The sequence below is a fragment of the Kitasatospora sp. NPDC096128 genome (assembly GCF_040303105.1).
In the GTDB taxonomy this organism is placed as follows: Bacteria; Actinomycetota; Actinomycetes; order Streptomycetales; family Streptomycetaceae; genus Kitasatospora.
This window is the reverse complement of sequence record NZ_JBEOSP010000006.1, coordinates 59,688-66,149: the sequence shown is the minus strand read 5'-3', so window position 1 is coordinate 66,149 and position 6,462 is coordinate 59,688. Positions and strand designations below refer to the sequence as shown.

The window sequence follows — 6,462 nt, the reverse complement described above, 5'->3', positions numbered from 1 at the left end:
CCGCTCGCGGGGTTTCCCCCCTCCTCGGGGGGGCGCAAGCGGTGTTCCAACACCACCCGGGGGGGCGGGGGGGCGCGCCCGGGGGGCCCCGCCCCCCCCCCCCCCCCCCCCCCGCGGCACGGTTTGCGGCCCCGGTAGCATCGGGGGCGTGAACACCTACTGGCACGTCGCGCTGCCACCGCTCCGCGCCTGATCGGGCGCCCGCTCCGGTGACTTGATCCCCGCAGCCCCGTCCGGGGCTCGCGGCGCGCGCCCGTTCTCGGAACCAGTCCCCTCGACGGTCTTCGACGACGGAAGTTCACGACTGTGCCGAATCGTTTGTCCGCGCCCGCGCGCGCTCGTTTGACCCTCGCTGCCCGCCCGGCCCGTTTCGCCGACGGGCCGCTGCCGATCCTCGCCGCCGCCCTGCTCTGGGGCACCACCGGGACGGTGGGTTCGCTGGCGCCCGGGGGTGCCCCGGCGACCTCGATCGGGGCCGCCGGGCTGGTGCTCGGCGGGCTGCTGCTGTTCCTCGCCGACCGCACCGCCTGGTCGCTGCCCCGGGTGTGCGGGGCGGGTGAGCGGTGGCTGCTCGGCTGCGGTGCCGTGGCCGTGGTGGGGTACCCGCTGACCTTCTACCCCGCCGTGACCCGTGCCGGGGTCGCGGTGGCGACGGTGATCGCGCTCGGCAGCGCGCCGGTGTTCACCGGGCTGCTGGGGTGGCTCGCCCGGCAGGGGCGGCCCGGCGGGCGCTGGGCCGGCGCCACGGCGCTGGCCGTGCTCGGTTGCGGCGTGCTGGTGCTCGGGCCCGAACTCGCCGACAGCGGGCGGGCGGTGGACCTCCTCGGGGTGCTGCTGGCGGCGCTCTCCGGGCTCTCGTACGCGGTGTACTCGCTGATCGCCGGGCGGCTGATCGCGGCCGGGCGGCCGTCCGCCGGCGTGATGGGCGCGATGTTCGGCGGGGCGGCGGTGCTGGTGCTGCCGGTGCTCGCGCTGGGGCCGGTGGGCTGGCTGCTCTCGCCGCGTGGGGCGGGCGTCGTCCTGCACCTCGGGGTGGTCACCACCTTCCTCGCGTACCGCCTCTTCGGCCACGGCCTGCGGCACGCCTCGGCCCAGACCGCCACCACCCTGACTCTCGCCGAACCGGCCGTCGCCGCCGTCCTCGGGGTCGCCGCCCTGGATGAGCGCCTCCCGGCGGTGTCCTGGTGCGGCCTCGCGGTTCTGGCCGCCGGCCTGGCGTTCCTCACCCTGCCCGGCAGGAGGCGGGCAGGGCAGGCTTGAACGTGTTCAAAAAGAGTGCCAGGCTGGTCCGGAGCGAGACTTCGCACGCGTCGGACCGGGGGGCGGTATGGCATCGAAGGTGCTTCGGAAGCTTGCGCTGGTGGCAGGGGGTCTGCTCCTCGGCTGTGCCACCTGCGCGGGCGCGGGTGGCGACCGGGCGGTGATCGAGGGAGCCGACCTGGTGGGCGACTGGGGCAACGGCGCCGGCGCCCGCCTGCACATCGCCGCCGACCACACCGCGAACGGGAGCGGCCTCAGGCACGCCGTCCCCGACCGCAGCTGCCCCACGGAGGTGTCGGCTGCCAGATGGGAGTTCTTCGCGCCGCAGGGTCCGCGCAAGCCGGAGGACAGCCTGTGGCCCGCCAAGGGGGACTCCTTCGGCCTGGACCTGGCCCCGGGTATCTGCAGCGTGTTCGTGGCAGTCCAGCGCGACGACGACGGGTACGACCTCTGCCTGGTGATGGATCCGGACCAGACCTGCACGGACGAGGAGCTCCTCCGCAGGCTTCCGACGCCGTCCGGCTGAGGGCCGCGCCGGGCCCGCACGGGAAGTCGGCCCGGCCGACTCCCGGTGCGCCGGGTGGGTAGGGTGGGGTGATCGAGCGATCCGATCGGGGTCAAGTGGATTGCCTCGCAAGGATCCTGACGCCCAGCCCGTTGACGAAGGGGCCTGAAGCCATGTCGGATTCCGCCACGCCCACCCCGCTGGACCTGCTCGCCCGGTACCGGAGGGCGATGCTCGACCTGGACGCGGACGCGCTGGCCGGGCTGTACACCGAGGACGGGGTGCACGAGTTCCCGTTCCTGTTCCCGGGGATGCCGGAGTGCTACCGGGGGCGGGAGGAGGTCCGGGCCGGGTACCGGGCCGCGTGGGGGGCGAGCGAGGCCCGGCCGCGGGAGATCCGGGAGGTGGCCGTCCACCCGGGCGCCGACCCCGAGGTGCTCGTCGTCGAGCAGCTGGTGATCGGCACGGTCGCCTCCACCGGGCAGCCGTTCACCCTCCCGGGCCTGCTGGTGCTGCGGGCCCGGGAGGGGCTCCTGGTGCACGTCCGGGACTACATGGACGGCCTCGGCGTCGCCCACGCGATGGGCCGTCTCACCGCCGTCGCCGCGCGCCTGGAGGCCGGGGCTTAGATCCCGAAGTGGGTGGCGATGCCGTCGAGGACGCAGTCGAGGCCGGTTTCGAAGTGCCAGGCGGGGTCGTCCTTGCGGGTGGCCTGCTGGAGGTACTGCCGGTAGGCGGGGTAGCGGCCGGTGCCCATCAGGTAGGTCATCCGGGGGGCCAGGCCGGCCCGGGTCTCGTCGCCGTCGGACCAGTCGCGGTCGCGGCGCAGGGCGGCCAGGGCGACCTCGGTGGCGACCGAGCCATGGACGTAGCCGGCGATGGTGCGGAAGATCGCCATGGTGGTGTCGGCGTCCAGGCCGTGTTCGGCGAGGGCGGCGAAGGACCTTTCCGGGACGGCGAGCTGGTTGGGGGTGAGGGCGAACGGGGTGGCCGCCCGGACCATCCAGGGGTGGGCGAGGTTCATCGCGCGCAGGTGGACGGCGAGTGAGCGCATGGCCGCGCGCCAGCCGTCGGCGGGGGCGTCCAGGGGGAGCTGGCCGTAGACGAAGTCGGCCATCAGTTCGATGAGTTCGTCCTTGCCGGAGACGTACCGGTAGGCGGCCATCGGGGCCACGCCGAGGGCGGTTGCGAGGCGGCGCATGGTGACGGCGTCCAGGCCCTCGGTGTCGGCGATGGCGACCGCGGCCTCGGCGATCCGGTGCGGGGTGAGGGTGGTGCGCGGTGCGGGGGCCGGGCGGTCGAGTCGCTCCCAGAGTGAGGCCTGGGGGCGGTCGCGGTCCTCGTCCCCGCAGGGTGCCTGCTGAGTGGACATGTGGGCGGGCTCCTTCCGGCTAGGAGGTCCCACCGTATCACTCGTGTGTACGACGTATCCGAGCAGTGGACGACGTACGCGCCAGTGTGTACGTTGTATCCAGTCGATACGGCGTACACAGCGCCGTCCCGTTCCGAAGGGGGACCCCCATGTCCACGAACCAGGAGTTGCAGATCGCCGTCGTCATCGGCAGCACCCGCACCGGCCGCTTCGGCCCGGTCGTCGCCGACTGGCTGCTCGGCCACCTCGACGCCCGCGACGACATGGTCGCCGACGTCGTCGACCTGGCCGTCACCCCGCTGCCCACCGTCATGCCCGGCTTCGGCGGCGAACTCCCCGCGGAGGAGATCGAGTTGCTCGCCGCCGTGACGCCCCGGCTGGCGGCCGCCGACGCCTTCCTGTTCGTCACGCCCGAGTACAACCACAGCTTCCCGGCCTCGCTGAAGAACGCCATCGACTGGCACAACCAGCAGTGGCACGGCAAGCCGATCGGCTTCGTCTCCTACGGCGGCCTCTCCGGCGGCCTCCGGGCCGTCGAGCAACTGCGGGTGGTGATGGCCGAGTTGAACACGGTCACGATCCGCAACACGGTCAGCTTCCACGGCGCCGCGCAGGCCTTCGACGCGGACGGCAAGCCGCGCGACCCGGCCGCGGACGCCGCCGCCAAGACCATGCTCGACCAACTGGTCTGGTGGGCCCAGGCGTTGCGCGATGCCCGGCAGGCCCGCCCGTTCACGGCCTGAGCCGCGAACGGAGAACGGAACGGAACGGAAAAGGAGAACGGCCATGACCACCGCACTGGTCGACGACCGCCCCAAGCCGCCGCTGCTCGGCGTGCTCGGACTGATGCTCGGCATCTTCCTCTCGGCCCTGGACGGGCAGATCATCGGCACCGCGCTGCCGACCATCGTCGGCGACCTCGGCGGACTGGAGCATCTCTCCTGGGCGGTCACCGCCTATCTGCTCACCTCCGCCGCCGCCACCCCGCTGTGGGGCCGGCTCGGTGACCTGTACGGGCGCAAGGGCGCCTACCAGTGGTCGGTGGCGGTCTTCCTGCTCGGCTCGGTGCTGTCCGGACTGGCGCAGGACATGAGCCAGTTGATCGCCTTCCGGGCGGTCCAGGGGGTCGGCGCGGGCGGGCTGATGGTCGGCGCGCTCTCGGTGATCGGGGTGCTGGTGCCCGCCTCCGACCGGGGCCGGGTGCAGTCGGTGATCGGGATCCTGATGCCGATCGCCTTCGTCGGCGGGCCGCTGCTCGGCGGCTTCCTCACCGACCGGCTCAGCTGGCGCTGGGCCTTCTACATCAACCTGCCGATCGGGCTGTTCGCCCTGGTCGCGGTCGCCGTCGCGGTGCGGCTCCCCAAGGCCGAGCGGGTCCGCGCCCCCTTCGACTGGGCCGGGGTCGCCCTGCTGACCACCGGCATCCTGGGGCTCACGCTGGTCAGCAGCTGGGGCGGGACGATGTACTCCTGGACCTCGCCGCTGATCCTCGGCACGGGCGCGGTCTCGGTGGTCGCGCTGGCCGCCTTCGTCCTGACCGAACTACGCGTCCCGGGGCCGTTGATCCCGCCCACGCTGTTCCGCAGCCGCAACTTCTCGGTGGCCCAGGTGCTGGGCTTCCTCACCGGAGCGGTCATGCTCGCCCTGATCGGCTACCTGCCGCAGTACCTGCAGTTCGTCCAGGGCGCGTCGCCGACCACCGGCGGGCTGCTCCTGCTGCCGCTGATGCTCGGCATGATGGGCACCCAGCTGGTCACCGCCCGGCTGATGGGCCGGCCCGGCGGCGAACGCCGCTACCCGGTGCTGGGCGGGGTACTGGCCCTGGCCGGGTCGGTGCTGCTGCTGTTCCTGGGGACGGACACGCCGGTGGCACTGGCCTCCGGGCTCACGGCCGTCGCCGGGATCGGCATCGGGCTGCTGATGCAGAGCACCATGCTGACCTCGATGGGCGCGGTGCCGCGCGAGGACATGGGCGCGGCGATGGGCGTGGTGACCCTGCTGCGCAACTTCGGCGGCTCGCTCGGGATGGCCGCCCTCGGCGCGGTCTACACGGCGCGGCTGACCGCCTCCCTGGAGGCGCGGCTGAGCCCGGCCGACGCCGCCCACCTGACCAGCGGCGGGGGGCTCACCCCGGCCTCGCTGGCCGGCCTGCCGCAGACCGTCCGGGACGCCGTCGGCACGGCGGTCAGCAGCGGGCTGCACGGCGCGGTGGCCGGCAGCATCGGCCTGGCGGCGGCGGCGACGGCGGTCGCCCTCCTGGCCCGGCCCAACCCCCTTCCGGGGCCCGGCCCGGAGCCGAGCCCGAGCAGCCCGGAGCCCCAGGCGGCAGCGAGCGCCTGAGACCTGTTGCCGGGGCTCACGGGCACGAGCCGGCCAGGCAGAAGGTGGCGAGCTCCGACCGCAGGAGCTCGCCGAGCGGGCTGGGCCAGTCCTGCTCCGGGCCCGCCACCAGGACGGCCCAGGCGTTGCCGTCCGGCCCGACCAGGATGTGGTCGACGGCGTGCCGGACACCGGCGCCGGCCAGGTCGTACGAGTACTCCAGCTCGGCGCCGCCGTCCGCGGTCCGCTCCAGCCGGATCCGCCGGTAGCCCGGGTTGCTCACCAGGGTGGCCTCGGTGGCCAGGGCCTGCTGGTACGGCGGGTCGGTGCCCATCGAGTAGACCTGGATCAGGCTGAGGCGGTCGGGGGAGTCGTAGAACACCACGATGTCCCTGGTGCGCCGCTGCCAGCCGTCCGGGACGAGCAGGGTGAATCCGCCCGGGTCCCGCACCGGCACCAGGAGCGGCCCGGCGGGGGTGGTCGGGACGGGCGTCACGACGGTGGGCGTGGGCGTCGGCCGGGGCGCCGGGGTCGGGGCGACGGTGCGGGTGCTCCAGGTCGGGGAAGGCGGTTCCGTCGGAGGGGCCGTGACGCCGGCCCCGGCGGCCGACCGCCCGCCCCAGTCGAACCGGCTCACCAGGTACCAGCCGCCGCCCACCAGCGCGCCGACCAGTGCCCCGACGAGCGCCGCGAGCAGCACCCGGTGGACCGGCCGGCCCACCGGAGGAGGCGGCGGCCCGTACGGCGGCCGTGCCCCGAGCGGCGGCGGCTGTCCCGGTGGCGGTGGCGGGCCGTACGGCTGCTCCGCCGGTGGTCGGTACGGCTCCGGTGGTTGGAACGACATCCGCCTCCCCCTCGGGCGTGGGCCGACTCGCGGCGATTATGGCGCCACGGGCCCTCCGTCGGCCAGAGGGCGGACAGCGTGAGGGCAGGGAGTGTCCAGGGAGATCGTGGGACGCGAGCGGCCCCCTGGTGGATCCGATCCACCCGGGGGCCGCTCGTCAGC

The 6,462-nt window shown here is 74.3% G+C and carries 7 protein-coding genes; 5 read left to right on the top strand and 2 right to left on the bottom strand.

All coding sequences use genetic code 11. From position 1 onward, the window contains the following. The first annotated feature begins 342 nt into the window (after window positions 1-342). The 3 genes from ABTY61_RS09170 to ABTY61_RS09160 all read left to right on the top strand — a co-directional run bounded on the left by ABTY61_RS09170 (window position 343) and on the right by ABTY61_RS09160 (window position 2,394). A complete protein-coding gene (locus ABTY61_RS09170) occupies window positions 343-1,260 on the top strand; it encodes a DMT family transporter (protein ID WP_350504315.1) in 918 nt (305 codons plus the stop codon). Between the two features lie 100 nt (window positions 1,261-1,360). Beyond that, complete coding sequence (locus ABTY61_RS09165; RefSeq protein WP_350504314.1) at window positions 1,361-1,786, top strand: hypothetical protein; 426 nt, start codon at window positions 1,361-1,363, stop codon at window positions 1,784-1,786. Window positions 1,787-1,938: 152 nt separating this feature from the next. Beyond that, a complete protein-coding gene (locus ABTY61_RS09160; protein ID WP_350504313.1) occupies window positions 1,939-2,394 on the top strand; it encodes a nuclear transport factor 2 family protein in 456 nt (151 codons plus the stop codon). Here ABTY61_RS09160 and ABTY61_RS09155 read toward each other — a convergent pair. Beyond that, entirely contained in the window at window positions 2,391-3,137 is a 747-nt protein-coding gene (locus ABTY61_RS09155; protein WP_350504312.1) for a TetR/AcrR family transcriptional regulator, read from the bottom strand. The two genes, ABTY61_RS09160 and ABTY61_RS09155, sit on opposite strands and share 4 nt — an antisense overlap. Window positions 3,138-3,286: 149 nt before the next feature. Between ABTY61_RS09155 and ABTY61_RS09150 the strand changes: the two genes are divergently transcribed. Further along, window positions 3,287-3,880, top strand: a complete 594-nt coding sequence (locus tag ABTY61_RS09150; RefSeq protein WP_350504311.1) for an NADPH-dependent FMN reductase — start codon at window positions 3,287-3,289, stop codon at window positions 3,878-3,880. Window positions 3,881-3,923: 43 nt separating this feature from the next. Then, entirely contained in the window at window positions 3,924-5,477 is a 1,554-nt protein-coding gene (locus ABTY61_RS09145) for an MDR family MFS transporter (RefSeq protein ID WP_350504310.1), read from the top strand. A gap of 16 nt (window positions 5,478-5,493) precedes the next feature. Here the strand turns inward: ABTY61_RS09145 and ABTY61_RS09140 are convergent, their stop codons facing one another. Further along, a complete protein-coding gene (locus ABTY61_RS09140) occupies window positions 5,494-6,177 on the bottom strand; it encodes a serine/threonine kinase C-terminal domain-containing protein (protein ID WP_350504309.1) in 684 nt (227 codons plus the stop codon). Window positions 6,178-6,462: the final 285 nt, after the last annotated feature.

What these genes read in the sequence shown, in the direction of transcription:
- ABTY61_RS09160 (WP_350504313.1), top strand. Translation starts at nt 1,939, where the DNA reads ATGTCGGATTCCGCCACGCCCACCCCGCTGGACCTGCTCGCCCGGTAC.
- ABTY61_RS09155 (WP_350504312.1), bottom strand. Translation starts at nt 3,137, where the DNA reads ATGTCCACTCAGCAGGCACCCTGCGGGGACGAGGACCGCGACCGCCCC.
- ABTY61_RS09150 (WP_350504311.1), top strand. Translation starts at nt 3,287, where the DNA reads ATGTCCACGAACCAGGAGTTGCAGATCGCCGTCGTCATCGGCAGCACC.
- ABTY61_RS09145 (WP_350504310.1), top strand. Translation starts at nt 3,924, where the DNA reads ATGACCACCGCACTGGTCGACGACCGCCCCAAGCCGCCGCTGCTCGGC.